We start from the raw sequence: 25,397 nt of genomic DNA on the forward strand, positions 1-25,397 counted from the left end.
AGGAACCATGGATTTTAGCCATGGTTCCTGTCCTACCAATTTTTAACCCATTCATTTAACTTATTATTGGGCTAAGAAATTAAGCTTTATTTTTTTCTCGCTATTCAATGACAAGATTCTTGTTTCTGGGATACTTGACCTCATATTTCAATTCCAGTAACTTGGTATCCGAAGGTGCCAACTTAAACTCCCACTTAATCTCACCAGTTTTAACGTCATGTTTTCCTCCGGAAAGGCTTTGTACTTCTACCTCTATTTCTTCCAAAGTAGAAACAGGCACTTGGTCCAAAACTACCATGGAAACGGGTTGGCTTTTATTGTTTTTAATAGTGGTTTTCCACAATCTGCTTGCCGTCTTTTTATTGCCTAAAAAAGATTTTTCTGTGAAATCACTTTCTTTCTCCCTTTCTATTGTGACCATTTTATCTCTACCCAGTGAGATTTCCAAGGTGTCAGTAGCATAGCGCACATCCAGCAGACTTTTACCTACGAAGGTTTGTTCAAAAAACACATTGGCCTCTCCTTCCAAAAGTTGGTATTGCTCCCAGTTCGTAATCCCAGCAATCAGGTAAGCCGTGTTACTGACTTTGGGAACAGCAAAATATTGGTAGAAAGCAGGCAATTCATAGGTTACCATATCCACAGTATAATTTTTACTGTCTGATTGAATGGAATAAGGGGTATTGATTTCAAAATTAATGGACGTTTGGTTTTCCACCTGAGCCATCGGTAAAGGTTGACTTTGCAATTCCTGTGCATCATCAACGTCAAAATTAGCCTCAATTCCTTCAGATTTACCTTTCAAACGTTTACTAATTCCATAACCGGTTACCACTATCTCATCTAATGCAACCTGATCTTCTTTCATAACCACATTCATAACCTCAGCTCTAATTGGTCGGGATTGAGAAACATATCCAATGTAAGAATAGGTCAATTGGCTGGCATTGTTTGGCAAGGTGATGCTGTAATTACCGTCAAAATCTGAAACGGTTCCAATAGTGGTTCCTGACACATTAATGTTTACCCCGGGAAGCCCTATACCTTCAGCATCCATCACCTTCCCTGTCACAGCACCTGTTGTTTGCGAATAACGTGGTGGGGCTGTATTGTAATTAAGTAGATAAGGTCGTAATTCCGGTGCAACACCTGAAACGCTTGGCTCTGCTGAGGAAAAAGTAAGTTTAATATTGTCCCAATCTACCTTGGTGTCTTGTCGGACATTCGCTTTGTAGTGCAAGCTAACTGGGCTATTGATGTCTTTGGCACGGATGTCATAAGAAGGAAACCAGCCAGCATTGTCAACAAGGTAGGACAACTCGAAAGAATAACTACCGGGCACTTTAGCAGCTACTCTTACCAAGACCTCTCCTGTAGCAAACTCTTTTTCACCAGCCAGAGAATTGATTTGATTCTGAAGGTTGTTTTTCTCTTCAAGTAATTTCTTAATCGTACTGTTCCTTTCGATAGTTTGCAGTTTTAAGGCAGTGAGTTGATTGCCATAATATTCAGCAGCCTGTTTGAGAGTGGCCACATTTAGGGTTTCGTTTTTACCTCCTATCAATCGGTTGGTTTGGAGAAAAGTGATCTCCTCTTGGGCGATGGACAAAAAAGTGTTTTCCAATTCGATCTTTTCATTGATTTGTTCAAGGTCTTTGTCCAGCTTAAGAAGCTCCTCAGACCTTACCGATTTATCCAGAAAGTTTTGCTGGTGATTAATGCCCAAGACAGTCAACTCATCTCCAGCTTTTAGCTGTATGCTTTTGGGAGCTATAAAAGGGGAGAGGTTGGTAAATTTGACAATGGATTCCCCTTTAGTCAATTGGACTGTTTCCTTTCGTAGCACCTGTGCACCTTTTAGAAAGACGGTGGCTTCTACCACCTTGGATTTGACTTCTTTTTCAGGTATTTCCTGAGCGAAAGATTGATTATAAACCAGGAAGAACAAAAGGATGGACAAAGCTTTCATAAATATTGGATTGAATTGTTTTTATACAAATAGGATAAGTGAGCTTCTAAAAAAATGGTTTGTTGCGATGTTTTGCAAAAGAAAACACATTGCTTTTCGCTACTTACTTTTCCTATACGAGGCAGATACAATAAAAGTCACAAATCAGGCCAAAAATCTTAAAGCGGAAAAATGTAATGAAAGTAAATTCAAAATGGATTAAATTAAATGGTAAAGACTAATTTTAAATTAATAGAGCTATATAAAATTTTACCCTAAAATAAATGTCTAGACACTAGCATCTTTTACCTTTTCTTAACTATTTTGAATGAATAAATCAATTCAGTAAATCGCTGGGAATTGTAGAAAAAGAATTGGTTCACAACAGGTTATTCGCCTCAATTACTACTTATAAGTAAACCATGGGAAAGGAAAAATATTCAATCGGCTTTATTTTCATTATGCTATGCCTTTGTCCGTTAATGGCAAAGGCTCAGGAAGATAAAGCGGTCCGCCAGGAATACTTGAGGGAGTTGATTCTATTGCAGGAAAAACCTTCCAGCCATGATAGCTTTGTTAGTTTACATGACCTTACCTGGGAAGATTGGATAGAAAGAACTGGAGAATTACCCCCTAATTACGGGGTAATTCCCTCCATTCCTTTTTTGCCTGATCCACTGATCATTGGTGAAGGCAAAGAAAATGAGAAGGTTACTACCATGGCTCAATGGGAGTCTCAGCGGGAGTATTTCAAGGAACAGGTTAAACACATCCTTTCAGGGACTTTCCCTGATCCTCCCACCAATTTGAAAGCTGAGATCTTGTCTGAAAGGACAGATAATGGGGTTAGGATTCAGATGATTGAACTCAGGTTTGGAGAAAACCACAAGGCCAAATTGACCTTGGAAGTGTTTACCCCACCTGGCGAAGGACCATTTCCAGTATTTATGACCCAGTGGAACCACAGAGGATGGGCACAGATAGCCGTAAGGAGAGGTTATATGGGGCTGATTTATGCCGGGGCAGATGCGAAAGACGATACCCGGGAATACCTGGAACTCTACCCTGATTATGATTGGTCTACTTTAATGGCCAGAGCCTGGGGTGCTCATAGGGCGGTGGATTATTTGTATACCTTGGATGAGGTGGATAAATCCAAAATAGCCATAGCCGGTCATTCCAGAAATGGAAAACAATCCTTGTTTGCCGCCGCTTTTGATGAGCGTATTACGGCTACTATTACAAGTAGTGGAGGAACAGGAGGAGAATTCCCTTACCGATATACCGATGAAAGGCATTCCAATGAATCCATTGATTACCTGGTTTCCAGAAGAACCCATTGGTTGCATCCCCGCATACGGTTTTTTTCAGGAAGAGAGCATAAAATGCCCATCGATCAAAATTCCTTAATGGCTTTGATTGCTCCAAATGCTTTGATGTTGAGCTCTTCCATCCGAGAAGGAGGTGGAGGAGATCCTTGGGCCATTGAGCAGATTTATACTTCACTTACCAAAGTTTATGACTTTTTGGATGCTCCAGAAAAATTGGGCATACGGCTGAGAGATGGGGAGCATGCTGTTTCAGAAAGGGATTTAGAAGCCTTTATGGACTGGCTTGACATACAGTTTGGCAGAAAGAATTTCCCATGGGACAATCACCTGAGTTACAATTATAGCTTTAAAAAATGGAAGAAAGAAAGTGGAGAATCCATTGATCTTAGCAAGTTTCCTATCCAACCGGCCCAAAATATTCCTGTCAATGGATCCCATTTGGAAAAGACCCAAGAAAAAATAAAACAGGACCTTACCTGGCTGTTGGGTGATGAACCTGCAGGTTTACCTGCCAGTGACATTGAGACGCTAAGCCATAAGGAGGATTATGTCAGCAGTTTTATGCCTCGGCCCAGGGTGAAAAATGGCAAAAAACTTAACATTACGCCCTACAATGCCATGGGGGATTATTTGTATGGATCCCTATATTTCCCTACGGATGAAACTGGAGAAAGAATAACAGCGGCCAATGGTAAAATGCCTGTGCTTATATTTTTGCACAAATACACCAATACGGGCTATGATTCGGAGTTAAATGCATTGATTGATGAGCTGTTGGCCAAAGGGATAGCCGTTTTGACTTATGATATGATCGGCTATGGGGCCAGGATAGAAGAAGGTACTTTGTTTTACCAGAGATATCCCCATTGGTCCAAGATGGGCAAGATGGTCATCGATGCCAGAGCGGCGGTGGACGCATTGGAAAGTTTGGACTTTATAGATAACGATAAGATCTTTGTTGGAGGCTATGCTTTGGGGGGGACAGTAGGCTTGATCACGGCTGCACTAGAACCTAAAATAGCAGGGCTTGCTTTGTCCAGCGCTTTTACCCCTTTAAGAAATGCCTCTGGAGATGTGGAGGGATTAAAAGCCTTTTCCCATTTGTATGGGCTAATTCCAAGGTTAGGGTTTTTTGATGGTGAGGAAAACAGGATTCCTGTGGATTTTCCTGAAATGCTCGCCAATATCGCCCCAAGACCCCTAATGGTCATTTCTCCGGAGTTAGACAGGCATGCTGACCATGATAATGTCATTACTACCATGGAAGGTTTAAAGCAATTGTACCAAAAAATGGGAGTAGGCGATGCGCTGGAATGGCAAAGCCCCCATTCTTTTAACCATTTTACGGAAGCCCAACAAAAGGAAATGATCAAATGGTTGGTGCAGGAAGTAGCAAAGTAAATTATTAGGGCTTAAGTTTGAGAAAAAAATACAAATCAATCATGATAATTTTAAAAAGGTCTGTTTATGGTGGGGTCGGTTGTCCCTCCGGAGTCAATTTTAATAGAATGAAGCGAGTGACGCTACATTATCCATTGGTTTTTTTGATGGTGTTTTTGGGCTTGGTATTGGAAAGCAAGGGCCAATTCCAAAGCAAAACCTCAGACATAAGGTATATCGAACCGAATGAGGAAACCGGAACTTCGCTGGGAACGGTAGTGGGAGATGTTCCATTGGCTTTTACTGATCAAATTTTTCCTTTTGACGCTAACGGGAGCTTGGTAGGATCAAGTGATCTCAAAGTACAGCTTACTCAGGTGATTAAAAATTTGGAAGGAGCCTTGGAAGCAGCAGGTACTGATTTAAGTAAGTTGTTAAGGCTAAATGTATACCTTCAGAAAGAAGAACATTCCAAACCTGTTCGTAAATTAATCAAGGAATTATTACCTGAAGGCGCATTCCCGGCCATTACCCTGATAGTTGCTAATCAACCTCGTGAAAAAGTATTGTTAACCATGGATGCGATTGCTGTTGCGCCCATGACCTCAGTAAGTTCCAGGGGTGTGAATCTTCCGTTTAGCAAAGGGCTTTATGAAAAAACCAATCGTGCTGCTGTTGCTGTTTTACCGGCAGGTAGGAAGGTATTTATCGCAGGTCAGGCTGAACCTGGCAAAGACCTTTTGGAAGCCAGTGACAAAACCATGCAAAACCTTTTTGCTACACTTGCTTATATAGGGGCCAGTGCCAGTGATGTGGTCCAGGTTAAAGCTTTTATCAATCCCATTGAGGATGCGGCAGCAGTAGAAAAAGTGATCGCTGCTTTTTTCAGAGGACAGCAAGTACCCCCTATTGTCATGGTAGAATGGTTGGTGGAAGAAAACAAGGCTGAAATAGAATTGGTCGCTTCTGCTCCTGAGCACTACAATGACAAAGAAGCTGTCAGTTATTACGCACCACCGTGGATGATTCAGGCTACCACCTACAGTAGGATAGTAGACATTAAAAAAGGAAGGCTATTGTTTACTTCCGGCTTGTATGCGGAAGAAGGAAAAGATGCGGAAGAAAAAGCGAGAAACCTTTTTGGGACCTTGTCGCGAATTCTTGAAAAAGCCGGATCCAGTTACGACCACCTGGTAAAAGCAAGTTACTATCCCTCCCATGAAAAAGGGCGTGAAGGCTTGATGAAAGTACGAACCGAATTTTACAATCCCGAAAGACCGCCTGTAGCTTCCTTGATAAGGATTCAGGGAACCGGCCATGAAGGCATTTACTTAAATGTCGATATGGTTGCAGTGGTGCCGGACTGATTTGGTAAAGCTTTTCAAGCCCTGGCCTCAGGACTGGTCAAAGTTTAGCGAAGCGTAACTTTAGACCCAAAATGAAAGTTGAAAACTTTCATAACCCTTGCCTGAGTGTAGATTGCATCTACACTCATATATCCAACCGAAATGTGATTGGATGTTGAAATTTGGAGCAAGATCTCGAATTTTAAACCTAAGGTCATTGGTAAAGAAATTAAGGGCGAACTCAAGTTGAAAACTTTCGTCATGATAGGTCGATTTGCCACTATCGATTGAACTTAGACCATAGGGAAACTTTACCAAGTATTTATTAACTTAGTGGAATAAATAAACCGGATAAGGATGGATATTCAATCAATAAAAGTCGACTTAATCGATTGGATCACAAAGCTAGAAGATCGAAAAGTACTTGAACAGATCCAGGCTTATAAATATAGGCAAGGTGAAGGGTTAAGTAAGGCTCATAAAGCATTGCTGGATGAGCGGATAGCTTCCTATGAAAAGGATCCTAGCAAAGTGGTGGATTGGAGCGATGTGATGAAGGAGATAGAAAGCGGCCAATGAGCTATAAGGTAAAGCTGCTCAGCGAGGCCAGTTTGGATATCAAAGAAATCATTGAATGGTACAATGAAGAAAAGCAGGGTTTAGGTAGACGCTTTTATAAATCTTTGAAATCAAGGCTAAATTACATCAGTAATTATCCGTTTCACTGTCAGGTTGCATATAGAGATATTAGAAATATATTGGTCGATAAGTTTCCTTATCAGATTCATTTTAGGATTAAAGAATCTGAAAAATCCATTATTGTTATTGCAATTACCCATACTAGCAGAAATCCTAGAGTGTGGAAAAGAAAAAGATAGTTTCGACTAAATGTAGCATTACCTCTGGTCAAAGTTTAGCAGCGCGTAAATTAGAGCAGAAGGAAAAATATATGAAAAAATAGTATATTTGATAAGAGGCAGTTTTATGGATATTCAGGCAGAGAAATTACAGTTGATAGAATGGCTCGCGGGACTTAATGATGCCAAAGTACACAATGAGTTTATTGCTTTGAAGAAAAAAATGGAAGTGGATTGGTGGGATAGGATCAGTGCCGAAGAGCGGGAAGAGGTTGAAATGGGTCTTTCTCAAGCAGATAAAGGTGAAGTCACTCCCCACAAGGAAGTAATGGCGAAGTATAAGAAATGGCTTTAGAAATCGTATGGACTAATCGTGCCCAAACAGGTTTTGCGGGAATTATTAAGTCCTTGGAAACTCAACTTTCATAACCTTTGCCTGAGTGTAGATTGCATCTACACTCGAGTATCCAACCGAAAGGTAATTTGGTATTGAGAATAGGATATTGAATTTTTCAACTTTCCTAACCGCATCCAAGTGTAATTTGTAAACGCTCACCTTTACCAAATTATCAAAACTTTTACCATGTCGAAACCGATTGCTCTATTCAATATCCACAGTTAACTGCACAAAGCCCATTTCGTCTTGCCTATTTATATACATCCATATTTTACCGTCCTTGACAAAATGGTAGCCAGGTGGTGTATTTAGCGCTTCAACAAGAGACGCTGCAATCACATTAAAATCAGGGTCAAAAACAGTCAGGTACACGGCTGATTCAGTATCCTGATAATTTTCTACATCCTTTCCTATTTTGATAATTTTATGGGAAAACCGGTAAAACAGCTGCTTCTCTTCATCCCAAAGGGGAGCCATAAAATTAATCTCCCTACGCATGTCTAAGGATGTCTGCTTAAACGCCTCTTCGTTTTCAAAATCATGATTGTATTTCCCTGTTTTTTTATCAGCAGTCAATTTACTCTGGTAATCGATCTGCAACAGGCTGTCATTATCATAAATGAGAATACTGTTTGAAATTTCATTGCTGATAATGTAACTTTCTTGGTGCTTACTTATCGTTACAGTTGGAGAGGACATTTGGATTCTGGAAGGACTACTTAACCTAAACCGAAAATTTTCTAATGCTTCAAAAGGTAAAGGTACTTTAGTGAGGGATTGGGTTTCTGTATTCAAAATTCCCAAGGCATAGGTTTTCTCACTATTATCTCGAATCAATCCTATCATGGTGTGTAGATCAACCATCTGGTTACTTAAAAATTGAAAACTTTCACTTTCTGCCATCTTGTCTCCGGCAAATGCTTTATCATTAAAAGTAAATTCACTCCTCTTGCTTCCTTCTAAATCGAATAGTCCTACATTCATATAGCCCATAAAGGCAATGGAATTGGAGGAAATGAGGTTCAATCCAAAAACCATCCCGCCTACGCCATTGGGTCCTTCCTTTTCAAAGGGAAGTTTATCTGCCAGTATCCCCTTGTTCAAATCAATCTTTTCGAGGGTATAATCATTTGGGTTAAAATTATACAAGTATTGTTTTTTCTCATCAAGTGCAGCCACCTGAAGCCCGGCATTTAAATAAAGAAATTCATCTACCGGATCGATTAGTAGGGTATCAAGCGTAAAATGTATCTCCAAAGGAACATTCACTTTGCCCTCGTTTTTTTCTCCACAATAAACTAATAAACCACATAGAACAATGATGAATGATTTTTTCATAGATAAAGGTATATTTTATTAGGTAGGAGTATTTATGATTTTCTAAATTCGATTATTGATTACAAATCAAAACTAAGGCGGACAAACCCCATCTCGTCCTTAATATTCTCAAAAATCCAAATTTTGCCGTCTTTGGCGAAATGGTGAGCAGGTGCTTTGTCCAAGACAGGCACCCGAGACTCCCGCAGCATATTTAAATTACCATCATAGACAGTAAGATAGACTTTGGCTCCAGATGGATTAGGTAAGAGTTGACCAGGAGGAGGGCTTGGCTCTTGACTGTAATCCAATTCGTATGAAAATCTCAAATACACCTGACGGCTCTCGTCCCAGAAAGGACTGTTGTAAGAAATTTCAGCCAAGCTTTCCCTGAGGAGCTCTTGAAACATGATTCTGTCGTTTATTTTTTCGGGGAAAACGGTTTCTTTATCACGGGGAATCCAACCGTCTTCAAAAGTCTTTTTGCCAAAATCTTTCTCTCCGGGTTCCTTAATAGATAGGTCTGAACTTCCAAACAAGCCCAGCAATACCTTGCCATTGATCACCTTCAGGTATTCCCCTCCTCCTACAAACAAAGAAGTGGTCCCATCGTCAAAATCCGTTTGGTATTGCATAGATTTTTTTAATATGGGGCTTTTCACTTTTCGGTAGGTTTTTTTATCGATATCCCAAAACAAGACTTCTGGTTCCCTATTACCGGGAGCTATATATACGCCGGCATAAGAAGAGGTGGTACCGGGTAAACGCTCAGGATATAGCACGTTCCCCTCTTCGTTATTTGAAACAAATGCCGGTATTTCCGATGGTCCTACGGAAAACAGTTTTTTTCCGCTGCTGTTAAACAAGGCATGCTTTTTATAGCCCGACATCAAAAACCTGTTCTCTTCAACAAGTTTTATTCCAAGCATATATTCCCCTAAACCATTCGGCCCTTCTTCTTCGAATGGAAGTATGGAAGCAAGCACCAACTTATCCAAATCGATCTGCTCTATAGAAATGGTTTGCCGGTTTAGGTTATACAGATATCGTTTTTTATCGTCAAGTACAGCTGAACGCAGTTCATTGTTCAGAAACAGAATTTCTCCTTTGGAATCGATTTTTACAGTATCAAGCGTAAAATTCAAATCCGCAACTATCGCTTTTTCACCGGAAGAATCGGCAGATCCACATGCCCACAAAAAGAAAAAAAGCAAAGCGTAAAAGAATTGTTTCATGGGTTTTATAGATTTAGAGAGAAAAATAAAGAAAAAATGAGCGGGTTAAAAGCTAATTCTGCTTAAAAACCCCAGTCTGGTCTAAGTTAATTGTGCATAATTTACACCTAAAATACCCAAAGCTTTCAACTTGCCCAAGTCGAGGTAATCCAGAACAACAAGTTAGGTTCCATTTCCCTCCCATAGTCTATGGCGGTATTTTACTGTTTTAGACCGGTATTTAACTGTTTGGAAATTGGGCTTACAAGCTAATTTCCAACTGAATTTGCAATTCGGTTTTGAGAATAGGAAAAAGATCTCGAATTTTAAACCTATGCCAATTAGATAAGGATAATGGAGCAATTACTTAAGTTGAAAACTTTCGTAATGATAGATTGAAGTAATCACTATCCCTCAATTGATGGTATTTCTATTTTAAAGTTTACTTATGCGACTTTCAAAGATTTTTTTGAGTGTATTTTATCTATTGCAGCTAAGTTTTCATTCAAACCTATTGGCTCAGGAGAGACCTCCAAATATTGTTTATATTCTGATAGATGATTTGGGTTGGAAAGACCTGGGTTGCTATGGGAGTGAATTCTATGAAACGCCAAATATTGACAAGCTAAGGGCCCAAGGGATGAAGTTTACAGCTGCTTATTCTGCAAGTCCTGTTTGTTCTCCTTCCCGTGCCAGTATATTGACAGGGAAAAATCCTGCGAATATCGGTTTTACGGGTCATATAACTGCCATTGGCAAGCATAGGTTTCCAGAGGAAGGAAGGATTATCCCTCCAGATGATTATATGCACGTTTCCCTTGAAGAAAAAATGATTCCTGAAATTTTGCTTCAGTCAGGCTATACCTCGGCAAGCATAGGCAAATGGCATGTTGGGGAAGAAGAAAAGTACTTTCCTACACATCAAGGTTTTGCTATTAACATCGCGGGATATGAACATGGCAGTCCACCGACCTATTGGGGGCCATTTGAATCGGAAAAAAGCTGGAACCCAGTGATAAAAAATCTGGACAATAGGGAAGAAGGGCAATATTTAACCAACAGACTAACCGATGAGGCCATCAATTTTATTGGTGAGAATAAAGAGGGACCCTTCTTTTTATACCTGTCCCATTATGCGGTGCATACCCCTTTAGAGGCGCCTGATTCCCTGGTAAATAAATATGAATTGAAGTTAGAAGGGCAAAAGGAGCAAAAGAATGCGATTTATGCAGCCATGATAGAGAATATGGACTGGAATGTCGGAAGGTTATTGAAGTCCCTGGATTCACTTGGCCTTGAAGGTAATACCATTGTTATTTTGGGAAGTGACAATGGAGGTGAAGGTAGGGTGACCAATAATGCCCCACTTAGAGAAGGTAAAGGGTATATTTATGAAGGTGGGATCAGGGTACCTTTAGTGATCAAATGGCCGGGAAAAGTCAAGCCAAATAGTTTATCCGATGTACCTGTGATTACGGATGATATGCTTCCGACGATTGTTGAAATGGCAGGATTAAGCAATGACAATCAGGACATAGATGGTGTTTCTTTGCTTCCATTATTGACCGGTGAAGGTGGATGGGATCGTGACATGCTCTGTTGGTATTATCCACATTACAGTCCACAAGCCAAAATGCCCGGGTATGCCATACGCATGGGAGATTATAAATTGGTAGAATACTATGACCCTCCATCCGTAGAGTTGTTTGATCTTTCTAAAGATATAGGAGAAACCAATGATTTGAGTGGGGTGGATGTTCAGAAAGTGGAGGAAATGAAAGCATCTTTTAAAGAATGGCTGATGGAATTTAATCCTATCCTACATACCGAAAACCCCAATTACAATCCCAATTATAGGTCCAATTAAAATAGCAATTTTCAAGTACCGTCTGGTCTAAATTTAGAGAAGCCACAGAAAGGAGTTTCCAAACCTTAGCGTCTTAGCGCCTTTGCGAGGATCATGCACAAAGTAAACGTTGAAAGCTGCACGCAGAGTCGCGGAGTCGCAAAGAAATAATTTAAGGCCCTTTGCGTCTTAGGGCCTTCGCGAGATACTCTAGGCTGGCCTAAGTATAGCAAAGCGCACCTTAGACTCAAAATGACAAAAGTTTTCAACTTTCATACTTTCCCAAGATTAAAATAAACGTTAAGAGTTTCGCACAGAATTGCGGAGCCACAGAAAGGATTTTCAAAACCTTAGCGCCTTTGCGAGGATAATGAACAAATTAAACGTTGAAAGTTTCACGCAGAGTCGCGGAGTCGCAAAGGAGTATTTTAAAGATTTTAGTGTCTTGGCGAGAGCCTACTCTAGGCTGGTCACCCAAAATGACGAAAGTCTTCAACTTTCAAAACCGCACTAGGAGTAGATTGCATCTACTCCTTCCTATCTAACGAAATCTGCAATTCCTTTTAAGTCTGAATTATAAATTTTCCAAAGGCCAAGTTTAATGTGCTTACCCAATTCTACTCTAGTTATCTACCGTTAACACTTAAACTTCGTCTAAAAGGTATTCAAAAGCGATTTTATAAAAGAGAAAATTCGTTAACTTTATAACAAGAAACTTCATTAATATGCACCTAGCTGTTAAAAAAATTGAATTGATTAATTGGTTGACCACTCAAGATGAAACCATGATCAAAAAAGTTGATGCCTTGCGTAGATCTTCAATAGAATCAGCCTACCGAGCAAGAATGGGTGAGGATCTGGAATCCAAATTAACCCGATCGAAGGCCGACAGAAAGAGTGGTAAGACTCACAGCCAAGAAGATGTTGAAAATTTTTTTAAAAGTAAGTGGGACCGGTGAAGAAATTACAGGTGATTTGGACCGATGGGTCGTTGAATGATTTAGAAATCATTTATGACTTCCTTGCGGAAAAATCCCGAAAATCTGCAAAAAACGTTGTCTAGTCTATCTTAACTAAAACCAGACAATTAGAAACTTTTCCCGAATCAGGATCACCTTATGAGGCCAATATATCGATAGTGGGTTCATACCGCTTCCTAGTCCAAGGAAATTATAAGATTATCTATAGTATCGAAGGAGACGCTTTGTATATAGAAGCCGTAGTGGATACCAGACAGGATCCCGCTAGTTTAAGGGTTTAACTATCCCTTTATTGGTCTAAATTTTCTGCCCTATATAGGGCTATTCCCCTAAGATCCTCACCAAAAACTTTTTAAGACCTTGAACTACATGCTTATGACGAAGTTTATGATTTCCTTCTCCAGGTCTAAATCCCTATAAGTTTTATGGTGATGAAAGGTAGATTGTATTTACTATTATTATTGATTTGGACTATTGGTTGTTCAAAAGATGGAGATTCAAAGCATGTAAGCGGAGAGGAAGAACTCTTCGATGAGTTTTATCTAAGTTTTTTTAATGATAGAGTTTTTCAAATGTCTAGAATTAATTTTCCTTTGAGGGGAGGTAGTACAGAGTATGTTTTTGATGAGAGTATTCATCCGGATATTGAAAATGACAAATTCATGGTTTCTGATGGAAAATTCTATTGGCAAGAAAAGGGCTGGGTTCACCTGAATGAAATGGATAAATCAAATCTTAACTACAGCCTGGAATTTACCAATAAAACCAATAAAGTAGATTTAATTATTAAATCTAAAATAGATGACTTCATAATTGTTATGGAGTTTGAATTAATTAAAAAGCAGTGGTATTTGGTTTATTATAGTTCAGACTGGTATTAGAATATGGAACCTTGTCTAAGTTTAGCAAAGCGTAACTTTAGACCCAAAATGACGAAAGTTTTCAACCTTCATTATGCATTCTCAGGTAATATAAGTCGAAAGTGTTGCCTACCCTCTGAGTGTCCAACTTTCAGCATCTTTTGAAGTGTGGAATACAGCAACAATTAGGACATGTTTTTTGGTTTCATTGACACGGAAGTGAATGCCGTATGGGAATTTTTCCAGTAAGAAAATACGGGTGTTGCCGTACCTGATTTGAGTTTTAAGTGGATTGCCTTGAATGCTTTCAACAGCTTTGGAGACATGCTGACCAAACAAACTGCCTAAGTTAGTTTTTTGCTCTTCATACCAAAGGAATGCTTCTCTGATATCATTTTCGGCCACCTCAGCAATCGAAATGGAATAGGCCATATTACTTTTTGAAGATCTCTTCTTTAGCCTCTTTCCAACTTCGGGTTTTCATCTCTCCATCATTGATCATTTGCAATCGTCTGTTGACTTCATCCTGTTGCCATTGGGGAATTACCCCTTCTTTATTGATGGTTACATAATCTAAGGTCTTAATGTAGGTCAGGAAAGCATCAAATCTGTTGTCCTCTATATCAAGTGTGATTTTCATAAGCTCATTAATTAAAATAATTGCCTTTTATTCAATAGGAAATACCATTACAGAAAATCTCAGTAATTCTTTAATCCTAATATAGAAGAAATTTTTTGGCCTTCAAAACCGTCTGCTCTAAGTTTAGCGAAGCGTACCTTAGACCCAAAATGACAAAAGTTTTCAACTTTCATAACCGCACTAGGAGTAGATTGCATCTACTCCTTCCTATCAAACGAAATCTGCAATTCCTTTTAAGTCTGAATTATAAATAACCTAAGGGCTAGTTTAACCCGAAATATGCAATAGACAATCTATTACGTGCTGAAATCGCTTCAAAATCAGCCACTTCGTTGCTGTTTTCAATTTCACCATAACGGTGCTATGCTAAAATCTCCAAACAGCCTGATTGTCTTGCGATTGTAACACTTCCCGTAAACACGGGACAGGCTTCACCCCTGACATTGTCATGACGGAGAAATCCTATTACATAATCCGGGTTTAATGTACTTTCAATTATACTCAGGCCTTACCGGCTGGGTCCAGGCCAGTTGATTTTTCATGTTTTCAACAGGATTGTGCTGTGGTTCAGAAGAGGTAATTTTGCACCGTACAAATAGCAAGTCAGCACTTACCTCAAAAGATCCAGCATTGCCTTCAACGGTCTTTAATACCTGGGTGTCTTTTTCACCTTCTTTACAGCCAATAAATTCCAAAGTGTAATTTACCCCATCTTTGGGAAGGGCCGCAACCTCCAAAATATTGTTAGCATAGCTAAGCTTTTCCAATTCCACGCCTGTAGATGCATAAAAATCACCTCTTTCCATCGCTTCTACCAAAGTGCCAGCTTCCAATGAATCCGCCTCAACGACTACCCAACCTCTACCGGCATTGCTAAATTTTGCCCCTTGTTTGTGGTAATTGTGACTGTCATCAGTTGCCAGGCCAAAAATCAAAGGTTGGCCTTTTTCCAAGTAGGCGATATTGATAAAATCCCACATGGCTTCATAACCCATTCTGGTGGAATCACCTAAATTATGAACCGCAGGATGACCATTATATACCTCAAAAAAACGCTCTCCTTTTAACCGAATCATGTCTTCAAGCGTAATGGCCCAAATGAAATTGGGATGATTGATATGCACCATCATTGGTTTGCCAGAGGCCTTTCTTTGCTCCAAAACCGCATTGATATTGTTCTGTAGCACTTCCACTACACTGCCTCCCTCCATTGGAACAATAAGTCTTTCCAGATTGGTAAGGTTGAGGTGTAAAGGTTTTCCTTCAAAGCCAGCTGTGATTTCCTGAGCAGGAATCATGAGGAACTTTTCTTTCTCATTGTAGAGCGGAGCATATTCTTTATAAGTCTTCAATTTTACTTTCAGCTCTTCATCCTCCTGCATATATTCCACCCATTCCTCACCGTATTCTGAAAGGTAGGCCTGGAAAGCATCACGATAGAGACTGTCGGCTTTAATCGATTTCCATTTTTCACCTTCCTGGAAAATATTGTGATCAGACAAAGCAACAAATTGATAGCCCTGCTCCTTGTACCATTTCATGATTACTTCTGGAAATTCATCCCCATCACTCCAATAAGAGTGGGTATGTAGATTGCCTTTGTACCAGTGTTTACTTGATTCTTCCTGGCTTGTTTTTTGTGTGCAGGATAAAACAAAAATAAAATTTAAGCAGAGAAATAGAATCAGAAAGGAAAAGGATTTCATTGTTTTATTGGCTAAAGGTTTTTGTTATTAAGCAGATAGCAATATATTCATTGCAAATCTTAAATCAAATAGGTAGGAAAGCTAATTTACTGTCCTGTAGGAGGGGTAAAAGCATTTTAATATATTTATACTTTCAAACTCGCATTAAATTTTATATGGCTAACCAAACAAAACTGATTAAATACCTGAACCAAATACTCAAAAACACCTATGATGGCCTAAAAAGTTACAAGGATGCTGCTAGAAATGTGGAAGAAGGGGAAATAAGGGAGTTTTTTATAGCTCGTGCCAAAGAAAAATTGGTTTTGATAGATGCCATTAAGGAAGAGATTTACCTTTTGGAAGGCGTTCCAGTAGAAGAGGGGAGTTTGATGAACTTGTTTTCAAGATCCTGGAACAACTTTAAAACTTCTTTGGATCATGACAATGCGAAGGAAATAGCAAAATATTGCCTGCAAGAAGAAAAAGAAAGAGTAGATGAATTTGGTGTTTTGCTAAGAAATCCAGAACTCGTATCAGAAGGATTTTTTGCTGTACTTGAAGAACAGAATGAAAAAAACCTTGCGGCCATTAAAGCGTTAGTAGAGCAGGTTAAATCATAAGCTGGTAGGGCGGTATTAATAACCCTTAAGCCTCTTTTGACCATGTAAGCTTTTGATTATCTTTTAAATTAGTTTACAATTGATTGTGGATAAAGTGAATTTACTATAAAAATATACCTATGAAAAAGCATTTAATTTGGCTGGCCTGTCTGTTTATTGTTCAAACAACAGCCTACAGTCAGACGAAGATTGATTTTAGGGAGTTCACCTTGGACAACGGCTTGAAGGTGATTATGCACAAAGACAACAAAACCCCTATAGTTGTTACTTCTGTGATGTACCATGTAGGTTCCAAAAATGAGGACCCGGAACGTACAGGTTTTGCTCATTTCTTTGAGCACCTACTATTTGAAGGGTCAGAAAATATTGATAGGGGAGAATATACCGATCTCGTAGAAGGTAACGGGGGTGCGCTGAATGCCTTTACCAGTAATGACATCACCTATTATTATGAATTAATGCCATCCAATTATCTTGAACTGTCACTTTATCTTGAAAGCGAGCGCATGCTTCATGCTAAAATTGATGAAATAGGCTTGGAAACACAGCGGGAAGTGGTCAAAGAAGAAAAGCGGCAGCGTTATGACAATCAGCCTTATGGGACCATTTTGCCGGAAACCCTAGTTCGTGCTTATAGCGAGCATCCGTATCAATGGGCACCCATTGGATCTTTGGACCATCTGAATGCTGCAAGCCTGGATGAGTTTATGCAGTTTTATAAAGATTTTTATGTACCAAACAATGCGATCCTTACCATTGCCGGAGACATTGACTATGAGCAGACGGAAGAATGGGTAAGGAAATACTTCTCCGAAATCCCCAAAGGAAAGAAAGCCATTTATAGGCCCGATATAATAGAGCCGAAAAAAGACAAAGAGATCAGGGATATTATTTATGACAATATCCAAATACCAGCCATTATTCAAGCCTATAATTTACCTCCGAAAAATCATCCGGATGCTTATGCTATGGAAATGCTCTCTACCTACCTTACAGGTGGCAAATCTTCTCTGATGACCAAAGAGCTTGTGGACAAGCAGCAAAAGGCTTTGGTAGTGGCTGCAATTCCACTTGACCTTGAAGATGGAGGTATTTTTATAATGTATGGGATTGCCAATATGGGGGTGGAACCTGAGGATCTTGAGAATGAAATCGATGTTTTAATAAAACAAGTTCAACAAGAAGGTATTTCGGATCAGGATTTCCAGAAATTACAGAACATTATAGAGAATGACTTGGTTAGTAAGAATTCCTCCATCGAAGGAATTGCCCAAAACCTTGCAGAGGCAAACTTATTTTATGGCGATACCGAATACATCAATAGAGAATTGGAAGTATACCGAAAAGTAAGCAGGGAAGACATACAACGTGTGGCCAATAAGTATTTGACCCTAGATGGAAGAGTTGTATTGTATTACCTTCCTAAACCACAGGAAACGGCTCAAAACCAATAATAACCCTAAAGCTAGAAAAATGAAGACTTTATATATATTGCTTTTTGCTGCATTCATTACCTTCGGAACACAAGCTCAAGTTGATAGAAGTGTTTTACCTCCTCCAGGGCCAGCACCTAAAATTGAATTTACGGATCCTGCCACTTTTACCTTAGACAATGGCCTGAAGGTATTTGTAGTGCCAAATGATAAATTACCTAGAGTGGCCTTTTATCTGATCTTAGACAGAGATCCACTTTTTGAAGGGGAGAAGGCAGGATTGACTGGTTTTGTTGGGGACATGATGATGGCAGGCACTTCCTCCAGAACAAAAGAAGTTTTAGATGAGGAAATTGACTTTATTGGTGCCTCTCTAGGTGCAGGTGCTACTTCTCTCTCTGGCTCATCGCTTAAAAAACACCAGGGAAAAGTACTGGAATTAATGACCGATGTATTGTACAATCCAGTTTTCCCACAGGAAGAGCTTGATAAGCTCAAAAAACAAACCCTAACTTCTCTGGCTTCTTCAAAAGACGATCCGGATTATTTGGCTGGAGTAATTTCCAAAGCTTTGGTGTATGGTAGGGAACATCCTTATGGAGAAACCATGACCGAAGAAACCGTAGAAAATGTAAGCCTGGAGGATGTTAAAGAATATTACCAAACCTATTTTAAACCTAATATTGCTTACCTCGCTATTGTTGGTGACATTGATGACAAGGAAGCCAAAACATTGGTGGACAAGTATTTTTCATCTTGGGAAAAAGGGGATGTTCCAACATTTGACTATCAAAAACCTGAGCTTCCTGACGAGAACCAAGTAGCACTCTTGGATCGCTCTTCAGCTGTTCAGTCAGTAATTAATATTGCCTTTCCGGTTGAAATGCACCTCACCAATCCGGATTATATGGCTACAAGAGTAATGAATTTTATTTTGGGGGAGGGCTTTAATTCCAGATTGAATGGGAATTTACGTGAAACCAAAGGCTATACTTATGGGGCCAGATCAAGCTTTGGTTCTGATAAGTTAACCGCCAGGTTCTTTGCAGGCACCTCTGTAAGAAATGAGGTCACGGATTCATCTGTCTATGAAATGATTTATGAAATCAGAAATTTAAAAGAAAATGGCATTACAGAAGAGGAATTAACAATGGCCAAAGCCAATCTTAGTGGCAGGTTTGGAAGGTCACTTGAAAACCCCAATACCATTGCTACTTTTGCCATTAATATTGACAGGTACAATCTGCCGGAAGATTTTTATAGTACTTACCTTCAGCGCCTGGATGAGTTGACTGTTGAGGAAATAAATAATGTAGCGTCCAAATACCTCAAACCAGACAATATGTACATTACGGTGGTAGGCAATGGCTCAGCTATAAAAGAAGGTTTGTCCCAGTTTGGAGAGATCAGTATGTACAATTACAAAGGAGAAGAGGTTCAAGAAATTGAATTGTCTGATGACAATAAAACAGCTTTAGACGTGATTGGCGATTACCTCACAGCAGTGGGTGGAGTGGATGCTGTGGAAAATATAAAAACAGCCAAGCTAGAAATGTCAGCTGAAGTGCAGGGCACAAAATTAGACATGTCTGCTGTATATGATGTCGAAAATCAGCGCTTGGCCCAAAAAGTCATCGTTATGGGGAATGAAGCTTCTAAGACCATAGTAAAAGACGGCAAGGCTACAGTCAGTTCAATGGGTAAAACCCAAAATCTGACAGATGAACAATATGAAGATGTTAAAATGGCTTCTTTATGGTTAATCCCCGAATTGTATTATGAGCTCATGGGCTATACCCTTACTTTAGACGGGGCTGCAGATGTAGATGGCAAAGCGACTTACAAAATAATCATTTCCAATCCTACAGGAGGGCAGGTAATCAATTATTATAGTATGGAAAATGGGTTAAAACTGAGGAGTGAAAATAAACTTTCTGGGAATACCGATTTTAATGAATACAAAGAATTTGATGGGATTTTAGTGCCTGTAAAAATGTCCATTAAAAGCCCTATGTTACCAGTTGCCCTTGAAACTGAAGTAACAAAAGTTGAGTTGAATGTTCCTGTTTCTGACCAAGATTTTAATTAATACTATTCATGATTTCGATGAGAAAAATTATTTTTCCTTTAGGCTTAGCCTTATTGCTTGTAATGGTACAGGCTGTTTCTTATGCTGCTACAGTTAAGGATCCTTTGGTAGATAAAACCCCACAGGAAATCATTAAAGATTATATAAAAGCCATTGGCGGTGAAGAAAAAATTTCATCCATAAAAACCATTGTTTTGGTTATGGAGGCTGAGATTCAGGGAATGAAAATTGAAATTGACACCAATAGGGACATGGAGGGGATGCGATTGATGCAACAGATGGTAGTAGATGGAAATGTGATCCAGAAAACCGTGGTAAAAGACAATGAAGGGTACATGAGTGCTATGGGGCAAGTTAAAAGCTTATCAGCTGATGAGCTTGAAACCCTAAAAACCAATATTTATGCTTTTCCAGAGCTGTATTATGAAGAAATGGGTTTTACAGTGAATAAAGGAGAAAATGCCACCATAAAAGGAGAAGATGCTTATACCATTATTGTAACCAATTCTGCTGGACTTGAAAGTACAGAATATTTTAGTGTTGCTACAGGGCTAAAATTAAAAATGGTTGCCGATGTTGCTGGTGATGTGGAATTTGACGAATACCAAGAGGTGGAAGGCATCATGTTTCCCATGAAGGTGACCATTTCCAACCCGATGTTGCCGGTGCCCATGGAAACCCATGTAGTCAGTATACAGGTGAATGAACCGCTTGACAACTCATTATTTGAATAAGAAAAGGGACTTTTAAGTCCCTTTTCTATTTTACAAGGCTTTACCTAGTGATTTTAGACCGGATTGTATTGGTCAGCTATTAGCGGTGGCTTAATAAATACTCAGGTCAAATTGTATTAAAGTTCCACAAACTTCTTGAAGGCTGATTTTTCACCGGCTGAAGTGATTTTATAGGCTGCATAGTAGAGTGCGTTTTCATTGGGCAAGCTTATAGCCATTGATTTGCCCCATCTCCTGACTTGCAAGTGCAGGCCTTTATTGTCTATTGAATAAGACTGAATCCTGTCATTTTGCATCAGTTGTTTAAAAGCAGGCGCTTTTGGGTGGATTTTTTTCAGTATTCCTTTTGAATCTGTAGCAATTCCGAAATCACTCTGTAGCGGGATATTGTTACTTCTTTTCACTACGCTTAGTCCAATCTGTGGTAACAATTTTTTTAAGCGTGAATAAAGGTCTCCTTTACTCCAAACGTAATCTGCAAAAAACTGCTTCATTTCCTCTTTGTCCTTTGCAAGGGAAATTACTACCTGCTCAAAATCTTTCAATTCATAGCCTTTTTCTGTTATCCCATAACGCTCCCACATATGCTTCATGGCAGAATGCATCCGTTGATTCCCTTTCATTAACATCAGGTCCATGGCCAACACTAAAAGTGCACCGTGTGTATAAATGCTAACTTTTTTGTCTGGCACTCCTGCTTTGTATCCATCAAGCCAAAGGTCCCAACTTGAATCTACAATCGATTGATTTTTCCAACCGAGACTTTCAAAGCTTCTTTCCATTAGCTTTTCTATAACCTCCAAATACCTTTCTGTAGAATAATATCCTGATTTCAAAAGGTAAAAATCACCCATAAAAGTAGTAACCCCTTCAGCTATAAGTCCCTCCTTAAGGTAGGCTTCTTTTGAGAAGTCATAAGGTTGGATTGACTTTGGCCTTATGCGACAGACATTCCAAAAATGATAAAGTTCATGAGAAGATATTCCCATCAATCTGTCCATTCCCTCTTGGGTTTTAAATAAATGGTCCGGTCCAAGGGTTATTACTGTAGAGTATTGATGTTCTACTCCGTGGTAATGTGGAAAAGGCAATAAGTGAATAAGGAAGTGATAATCCTTGGCTGGGAAGTCACCTACATCCTCGATTTGTCTTTCCGTAAAGCTTTTAAACCCCTTCAAAAGGCTTTTCCAATCAAAATACACCTCTCCACGGATCCATACGTGGAAGGTGGTGGCGTTTACTTCATAGGTTTTATGCTGTAAATCTGCTGCTGCCATAAAGGGGCTGTCTACCAGCTCCTGGTAATCATTAGCTATCAAAGAATGTTTTTTTTCTTGATGCAGGGCACAGGCCAGATGGTAGTCTTGAGGAAGGTTCAGTTCCACGTTTATTTTCTCATTAGTTCTATTTGAAATGGAAAAACAAATATTAATGAAATTTACATAAACTTGGTTAGGATCTACCCATGAGCCACCGGCATCGAGCTGAGCAGCATGGTAAGTGTAAGAAATTTTGTATTTTCCTTTTGTTGCTGAAAAAAAAGTCCATTTGTCTTTACTAAGCTTTTTTGCACTTAGCTGTCCTTCTGGACCTGTTACTTCTAACCCTTTAATAAATTGGGCATAATTGGCTATTTCGTACCTTCCTGGGCGCCAGGAAGGTAATTGCAGCGTTATTTCCTCATTTTTTTGGCAATCCAAATCCAGTATAATTTCCAGAATTTGGGACGTTGGTATAGGTGTACTTATCGTATATTTCATGAAATGTATTGAAATGGCTTAAACAAAAGTAAGCCACTGGTTTGTAAATAAAAAAAACCTCTCTATCTTTGCAATCCTTTAAAAAACGAGAATCAAGCGATTAAAATATAGCAATAATGAAAAGAACATTTCAACCTTCCCGCAGGAAAAGAAGAAACAAACACGGTTTCAGAGAGAGAATGTCCACTTCCAATGGTAGGAGAGTACTTAAAGCCAGAAGAGCTAAAGGCAGACATAAGTTATCGGTATCTTCTGAGAAGACGCTTAAGAAATAATGCGTTATCACCTTATATTTATGGGGTAATTTATTTAATCTTATTTTATGGATTGTAAATTTTCAAAGAATGAAAGATTACATTCCAAAAAGTTAATAAAGGAACTTTTTGATAAAGGTTCCTCTTTTTTTTTATATCCCTTCAAGGTGCTCTATCTTGATAATCCAGGGATTTCTGAAAATCAATTACTGGTATCTGTTTCTAAAAAGAAGCTGAAAAACGCTACAGATAGAAACTATATTAAAAGAAGAGTGAAGGAGGCTTACCGTCTCAACAAACATCTTCTTCCTTCTGCACAGGGTTCCAATAAACTTATCGCTTTAATTTACGTTTCAAAAGATCTGATGGGTTATCATGAGATAGCACCCAAAGTGATAAAGACCCTCAAGAAAATACCTGTAGCAAAAACATCTCTAGAATGAATAAATTTGTTTCCCGTAAGGCGTTTTTTACTAGCCTTACCGTAATAGGAATTGCGGTATTGACCTTGTCATTTTATCCAAAGAATGACAAATTATTTGACTTGGCTAAGAACCTGGATATTTTTGCTTCTCTGGTAAGAGAGCTTGATTCTTATTATGTAGATGAAATTGATCCCAATCAGTTGGTTACTGTGGGTATTAATGCCATGCTAGCTGAGCTTGATCCTTATACGGAATTTATTCCTGAGGAAGAGTCTGATGATTTTCGAGTAATGACCACCGGAGAATATGGAGGAGTTGGTGCTTTGATTGGTAATCGCCTAGGAAGAAACATGATCATGATGCCCTATGAAGGCTTTCCTGCTCAGGTTTCTGGTTTGAAGGTAGCAGATGAGCTACTAAAGGTGGATACGGTGAATGTTATAGATAAAAACACCGGGGATATTTCTAAGTTGCTTAAAGGTCCTGCCAATACTGAGGTGAATGTTGTGGTCAAGCGTGGTGAGGATACCTTGTCTGTAAAACTTACGAGGAAGAAGATTGTAATCAGTAATGTTCCCTATCATGGTATGGTAGAAGGAGAAACAGGATATATCAAATTAAGTGATTTCACGACCAATGCTGGTCAGGATGTGGCCTTGGCATTACAGGACTTAAAGGCGCAGGGAGCTAAAAAAATCATTTTGGACCTTAGAGATAATCCTGGGGGCATTTTGCTTGAAGCAGTCAATGTGGTGAATGTTTTTATTCCAAAAGGTAGGGAAGTGGTGAAGACCATTGGGAAATTGGATAAAGTATTGTCTGAATACAAGACAAGATCTTCACCTCTGGACAAAGAAATTCCCTTGGTTGTAATGATCAATGAGCGTAGTGCTTCCGCTTCAGAAATTGTAGCTGGTGCCTTACAAGATTATGACCGTGCAGTATTGGTTGGTAGAACTTCTTTTGGAAAAGGCTTGGTGCAAAGTACCATTCCTTTGTCCTATAATTCCCAGGTAAAACTTACCACCGCCAAATATTACATACCAAGTGGACGATGTATTCAAGCAATTGACTATAGTATAAAAGATGAAGATGGTAATGGTAGTTATGTTCCTGATTCACTAAGGCAAGAATTTCAAACCAAGAATGGAAGGAAGGTTTATGATGGAGCAGGGATTGAACCTGATATTGAACTAAGCTCAAGAAGCTTTGCACCCATAACCTATAGTTTGGTTACAAGAAGTCTGGTATTTAGTTTTGTAAATGAATTTGCTTTAAAACATGATAGCATAGCTAGGCCTAGAGAATTTGAAGTTAGTGATGAATTGTATACTTCATTTGTCGACTGGCTTCAAGACAAGGAATACGATTACACTACGAGAGTAGAGAAAACCATAGAGGATTTGGAAAAATATGCGGAGCGAGAAAAATACTTTGAGGACATTAAAGAAGAAATTGAAAAACTAAAAAGTAGTGTAAGCCATAGTAAAGAACAAGAGCTTGTCACCTTTAAAGATGAAATAAAAGAGGCGTTAAAGGACGAGATTGTTTCTAGGTACTATTATCAAAAAGGAATTTTAGAGGCGGCTTTGGATCAGGACCCCGAGATTGAAAGTGCATTGCAGGTATTTAATGATTCAGAGTTATACGCTTCCTACTTGTCTCCTGAAAAGTAAGCCAAGTTTTGTTACTTTCTTTTTCTCAGGTTACTCCTTGGTTTTTAGCTTGTGTAAAATGAGGAGGAAGGATTTAGCAGCTAATAAATAAGGAAATTGAAAAATTTGAGTTATAATCAAAAGGCTGCACTGATTGGATGCAGCCTTTTTGTTTTTTATCAAGGTGGTCCAGAAGATGATTTAACTCGGATTATGTAATAGGATTTCTCCGTCCTGACAATAGTCAGGGGTTAAGCCTGTTCCGTGTTTACGGGAAGTGTTGCAATCGCAAGAAAAATCAGGCTGTTTGGAGATTTTTAGCATAGCACCGCTATGGTGAAATTGAAAACAGCAACGAAGTGGCTGATTTTGAAGCGATTTCAGCACGTAATAGATTGTCTATTGCATATTTCGGGTTTAAGAATCAAGTAACAAGGATTCCCGACCGCTTTGGAAAGTGATAGTATCTCCTATCTGTAGTTCCATTGCCTATTTAAGATTCAAATACGGTATTTATATAATAAGAACATGAGTAAAATTCTTTCGATAGAAACTTCAATAGCCGTTTGTTCCATTGCTATCCATGAAGACGGCAAATTGCTTGCTCTTTCCGAATTGCACCA

Annotated in this window: 23 protein-coding genes (1 of these 23 only partly in view); 16 read left to right on the forward strand and 7 right to left on the reverse strand. The window is 39.1% G+C overall.

All coding sequences use genetic code 11. From position 1 onward, the window contains the following. Window positions 1-100: 100 nt before the first annotated feature. On the reverse strand, window positions 101-1,969 hold the full coding sequence (locus CA2015_RS08970) for a DUF4139 domain-containing protein (RefSeq protein WP_048641604.1): 1,869 nt from the start codon (window positions 1,967-1,969) through the stop codon (window positions 101-103). A 401-nt stretch (window positions 1,970-2,370) separates the two neighbouring features. Between CA2015_RS08970 and CA2015_RS08980 the strand changes: the two genes are divergently transcribed. From CA2015_RS08980 to CA2015_RS09000, 5 genes are all read left to right on the forward strand, one after another. Beyond that, entirely contained in the window at window positions 2,371-4,680 is a 2,310-nt protein-coding gene (locus CA2015_RS08980; RefSeq protein WP_048641606.1) for an alpha/beta fold hydrolase, read from the forward strand. Window positions 4,681-4,721: 41 nt separating this feature from the next. Beyond that, complete coding sequence (locus tag CA2015_RS08985) at window positions 4,722-6,026, forward strand: RidA family protein (RefSeq protein ID WP_048641607.1); 1,305 nt, start codon at window positions 4,722-4,724, stop codon at window positions 6,024-6,026. Between the two features lie 336 nt (window positions 6,027-6,362). Next, the gene (locus tag CA2015_RS08990; protein ID WP_048641608.1) at window positions 6,363-6,584 is read left to right on the forward strand and encodes an addiction module protein; all 222 of its coding nucleotides are present in this window, start codon (window positions 6,363-6,365) and stop codon (window positions 6,582-6,584) included. Continuing rightward, window positions 6,581-6,883, forward strand: a complete 303-nt coding sequence (locus tag CA2015_RS08995; RefSeq protein ID WP_014019956.1) for a type II toxin-antitoxin system RelE/ParE family toxin — start codon at window positions 6,581-6,583, stop codon at window positions 6,881-6,883. The genes CA2015_RS08990 and CA2015_RS08995 overlap by 4 nt, the downstream gene beginning before the upstream one ends. Window positions 6,884-6,989: 106 nt before the next feature. Next, window positions 6,990-7,217: a hypothetical protein gene (locus tag CA2015_RS09000; protein ID WP_048641609.1), complete on the forward strand. Its 228-nt coding sequence runs from the start codon at window positions 6,990-6,992 to the stop codon at window positions 7,215-7,217. Window positions 7,218-7,463: 246 nt separating this feature from the next. Here the strand turns inward: CA2015_RS09000 and CA2015_RS09005 are convergent, their stop codons facing one another. Together CA2015_RS09005 and CA2015_RS09010 are read right to left on the reverse strand one after the other, a co-directional pair. Continuing rightward, entirely contained in the window at window positions 7,464-8,597 is a 1,134-nt protein-coding gene (locus CA2015_RS09005; protein ID WP_048641610.1) for a DUF4221 family protein, read from the reverse strand. 59 nt (window positions 8,598-8,656) lie between these two features. Next, window positions 8,657-9,811, reverse strand: a complete 1,155-nt coding sequence (locus CA2015_RS09010) for a DUF4221 family protein (protein WP_048641611.1) — start codon at window positions 9,809-9,811, stop codon at window positions 8,657-8,659. 427 nt (window positions 9,812-10,238) lie between these two features. Here CA2015_RS09010 and CA2015_RS09015 point away from each other — a divergent pair, with 427 nt between their 5' ends. The 3 genes from CA2015_RS09015 to CA2015_RS09025 all read left to right on the forward strand — a co-directional run bounded on the left by CA2015_RS09015 (window position 10,239) and on the right by CA2015_RS09025 (window position 13,497). Continuing rightward, complete coding sequence (locus tag CA2015_RS09015) at window positions 10,239-11,657, forward strand: sulfatase (RefSeq protein ID WP_048641612.1); 1,419 nt, start codon at window positions 10,239-10,241, stop codon at window positions 11,655-11,657. 704 nt (window positions 11,658-12,361) lie between these two features. Further along, window positions 12,362-12,595 (forward strand): hypothetical protein, encoded by a 234-nt coding sequence (locus CA2015_RS09020; RefSeq protein WP_048641613.1) that lies wholly within the window; start codon window positions 12,362-12,364, stop codon window positions 12,593-12,595. A gap of 452 nt (window positions 12,596-13,047) precedes the next feature. Then, a complete protein-coding gene (locus tag CA2015_RS09025; RefSeq protein ID WP_157470395.1) occupies window positions 13,048-13,497 on the forward strand; it encodes a hypothetical protein in 450 nt (149 codons plus the stop codon). 108 nt (window positions 13,498-13,605) lie between these two features. Here the strand turns inward: CA2015_RS09025 and CA2015_RS09030 are convergent, their stop codons facing one another. The 3 genes from CA2015_RS09030 to CA2015_RS09040 form a co-directional block, all read right to left on the reverse strand. Beyond that, entirely contained in the window at window positions 13,606-13,908 is a 303-nt protein-coding gene (locus tag CA2015_RS09030; protein WP_048641615.1) for a type II toxin-antitoxin system RelE/ParE family toxin, read from the reverse strand. A 1-nt stretch (window position 13,909) separates the two neighbouring features. Then, the gene (locus CA2015_RS09035; RefSeq protein WP_048641616.1) at window positions 13,910-14,116 is read right to left on the reverse strand and encodes an addiction module protein; all 207 of its coding nucleotides are present in this window, start codon (window positions 14,114-14,116) and stop codon (window positions 13,910-13,912) included. A 491-nt stretch (window positions 14,117-14,607) separates the two neighbouring features. Further along, on the reverse strand, window positions 14,608-15,822 hold the full coding sequence (locus CA2015_RS09040; RefSeq protein WP_048641617.1) for a CehA/McbA family metallohydrolase domain-containing protein: 1,215 nt from the start codon (window positions 15,820-15,822) through the stop codon (window positions 14,608-14,610). A 155-nt stretch (window positions 15,823-15,977) separates the two neighbouring features. On the opposite strand from CA2015_RS09040, the gene CA2015_RS09045 reads away from it, so the two are divergent. The 4 genes from CA2015_RS09045 to CA2015_RS09060 all read left to right on the forward strand — a co-directional run bounded on the left by CA2015_RS09045 (window position 15,978) and on the right by CA2015_RS09060 (window position 20,680). Next, complete coding sequence (locus CA2015_RS09045) at window positions 15,978-16,424, forward strand: DUF2383 domain-containing protein (RefSeq protein ID WP_048641618.1); 447 nt, start codon at window positions 15,978-15,980, stop codon at window positions 16,422-16,424. Between the two features lie 119 nt (window positions 16,425-16,543). Then, on the forward strand, window positions 16,544-17,878 hold the full coding sequence (locus tag CA2015_RS09050; RefSeq protein ID WP_048641619.1) for a M16 family metallopeptidase: 1,335 nt from the start codon (window positions 16,544-16,546) through the stop codon (window positions 17,876-17,878). A 19-nt stretch (window positions 17,879-17,897) separates the two neighbouring features. Further along, window positions 17,898-19,946, forward strand: a complete 2,049-nt coding sequence (locus CA2015_RS09055; protein ID WP_048644444.1) for an insulinase family protein — start codon at window positions 17,898-17,900, stop codon at window positions 19,944-19,946. Window positions 19,947-19,963: 17 nt separating this feature from the next. Beyond that, window positions 19,964-20,680: a hypothetical protein gene (locus CA2015_RS09060; RefSeq protein ID WP_048641620.1), complete on the forward strand. Its 717-nt coding sequence runs from the start codon at window positions 19,964-19,966 to the stop codon at window positions 20,678-20,680. Between the two features lie 116 nt (window positions 20,681-20,796). On the opposite strand, the gene CA2015_RS09065 is transcribed toward CA2015_RS09060, so the two are convergent. Then, entirely contained in the window at window positions 20,797-22,440 is a 1,644-nt protein-coding gene (locus CA2015_RS09065) for a M61 family metallopeptidase (protein ID WP_048641621.1), read from the reverse strand. Window positions 22,441-22,556: 116 nt separating this feature from the next. Here CA2015_RS09065 and rpmH point away from each other — a divergent pair, with 116 nt between their 5' ends. The 4 genes from rpmH to tsaB all read left to right on the forward strand — a co-directional run. Then, complete coding sequence (gene rpmH, locus CA2015_RS24565; RefSeq protein WP_014019965.1) at window positions 22,557-22,715, forward strand: 50S ribosomal protein L34; 159 nt, start codon at window positions 22,557-22,559, stop codon at window positions 22,713-22,715. Window positions 22,716-22,762: 47 nt separating this feature from the next. Continuing rightward, window positions 22,763-23,137, forward strand: coding sequence for a ribonuclease P protein component (gene rnpA / locus CA2015_RS09070; protein ID WP_048641622.1), 375 nt, complete (start codon window positions 22,763-22,765; stop codon window positions 23,135-23,137). Further along, entirely contained in the window at window positions 23,134-24,795 is a 1,662-nt protein-coding gene (locus tag CA2015_RS09075; RefSeq protein ID WP_048641623.1) for a S41 family peptidase, read from the forward strand. The genes rnpA and CA2015_RS09075 overlap by 4 nt, the downstream gene beginning before the upstream one ends. A 507-nt stretch (window positions 24,796-25,302) precedes the next feature. Further along, window positions 25,303-25,397, forward strand: partial view of a tRNA (adenosine(37)-N6)-threonylcarbamoyltransferase complex dimerization subunit type 1 TsaB gene (gene tsaB, locus CA2015_RS09080; protein WP_048641624.1) — the start only. 595 nt of this gene lie beyond the right edge of the window; the window shows 95 of its 690 coding nt (coding positions 1-95); it begins with the start codon at window positions 25,303-25,305; the stop codon falls past the right edge of the window.

It is taken from the genome of Cyclobacterium amurskyense, from assembly GCF_001050135.1.
GTDB classification, from domain to species: Bacteria; Bacteroidota; Bacteroidia; order Cytophagales; family Cyclobacteriaceae; genus Cyclobacterium; species Cyclobacterium amurskyense.